1 protein-coding gene is annotated in these 1995 nt (G+C 58.7%); it reads right to left on the reverse strand.

Annotated features, from left to right (window positions below):
- Positions 1–663: 663 nt before the first annotated feature.
- Positions 664–1239 carry an RNA polymerase sigma factor gene (locus BMW72_RS18190; protein WP_166787830.1) on the reverse strand — a complete coding sequence of 192 codons (576 nt, stop codon included), beginning with the start codon at positions 1237–1239 and terminating at the stop codon, positions 664–666.
- Between the last annotated feature and the right edge of the window lie 756 nt (positions 1240–1995).

Genomic DNA, 1995 nt, shown 5'->3' on the forward strand with positions numbered 1-1995 from the left:
GGCGGTATCGCCGTCATTCTCTGCGCCGTCATCACCGTGCGAAACACCTGTATCGCGTCAGGCTCACCCTCCGCCGAGGACCGTGAAGTTGGACCGAAACAGTCGAGGCGATGCCGAGCACCAACCGCCCGTAAGCCGAACCCTAAACGGAACGGTCGGGCAATGCCTTGCTCGGCGATGCTCGTGCTCCCCGCGTTTCGTCTCGCTCATCCGATTTGGCTAGGGCAGGCCGATTACCTCGCTCAGCGCTACGCCTGCCGTGCTGGCGACCTGGTCTCGGCAGAGTTCAACGTTGTCCATAAAGGACACCTGTTCGTAGCCAGAGACTGAGAAATGAACAGTATCTGCGGGGCCATCCGCCCAAGGCGTACTAGCCGGGGCTACCCATACAGTCCACGATCCATTTTGGAGGCATTCGCTTACGGCCATCACGTACTCGGAGCCAGCGCCAATCTCGCCTCGCGCCTGCGGAGGAAGAAGGGTTGATGCGGCAGCGACGCCCGCGAGTCCGAGAACGACGACGCCGCTAGCCAGCGCTAGATGCTTCGTGCGCTTGGCGCGCCTGATTCGAGTCGAGACACTGCTGTGCACGCGATCGGCGGCAGCAGACAGGTCAGTTTCCGTCCAAGTGTGAATGGGCATGATATTCCTACTTCCTACTTCCTAGTTCTCAGTCTGAAGACCTGGTGCGGTCGAGCGGTGTGCGACGAGGCGCTCGCGGATCCGTTGAATGCGTTTGCGGGCGGCGGGAGGAGATAGCCCCAGATCTGAAGATGCATCATCGAATGTCCTACCCTGCACGAAGCACAGCTCGACCAGCTTCTGATCGATCTCACTCAGGCCGGCGATGAGGCCGCGTACTTCAGCCAGTTCGTCCGCGGCATCTCTTTGTGCTTGGCCTTGCGTCCATGCCTGGAGCAGAGGAACTGCGTCAAGGGATTCCGCTGCGTCCCGAGCGTGACGACGGTTCGCCGCGAGAGCGATATTCCGAGTGGTTACGAGCAGCCACGGAAGCATCGAACGTTCCGGTGAGAATCCGGCGCGACGCCTCCACGCAGTCAGAAGAACCTCCTGTGCGACGTCCTCCACATCAGAGCGGACCCGTGTTACCGCGGACGCGTATCTCAGTACAGAGCGAATATGGAGCCTCGTGAGATCTTCGAACGCGGCAACGTCACCGCCCTGCACCTTCGCCAGCAGTTCCTGCTCCGCGTATGCGTAGCCTGCTCTTCGGTTCATACACCCAACCCCGTTCATTTCGCCGTTACTAGGGAAGTGCGTTCTCAGGTGCTGTTTGTGACATTTCTCGGCACATAAGTTTTATTCGGGTGCCAGAAACGGTGTCAACCCTCGTTCGTTTCAATGCCTTCGTGGAGTGGGCGAGATGGGCAGCACATGGCCACGGATGCAACGGCACCTAGGCGGCAGAACGGGAGTGTCCACTTCTCGAAACCGCTACGGGCTGGATCTGAATTTGAGCAGGGTTCCACTTACAGGACAGCTAGCTATCTGACCGCAAGGTTTGGTTTGGGTGGCCATCTCAAAGAGAACCGTGCCTAGGACTCCGCTACTGACGTTTGAAATGTAGAGAGCGATGCCGCTAACTGCTTTTCTCATAGGAGCCTCTTTCTCTGCTGCCCTGACGTGCTTCACGGATTTCAGGCTCTTGCGTCCTGTCATGGTGTGTGTGAAGAGTGAGATACAACCGATAGTGATGGCGCCGGTAGCGATGACCCAAAGAAGAGTCGAACTTCCAACCGCAAACCCAAGCCAAGCCCAACGGGCAGTCTAAGGTTGATTCACCTTACCGAAGAGCGGCAAGGAGACAAGAGATTTCTCCACGCACGGATGTGACTCTCGCTGAAAAGTAGCGATGTTCTTTCGCCGCAGAATGCCAGCGCGCCGCCCGCATGAGGAACCCCCTACGGGACAGGGACGCGACCCCGTCTCTTAGCGATGCTGTTCTGCGGCCCCACGGTTAGTGGTCCGCGACGA

Source organism: Cryobacterium luteum, from assembly GCF_900110125.1.
Taxonomy (GTDB): Bacteria; Actinomycetota; Actinomycetes; order Actinomycetales; family Microbacteriaceae; genus Cryobacterium; species Cryobacterium luteum.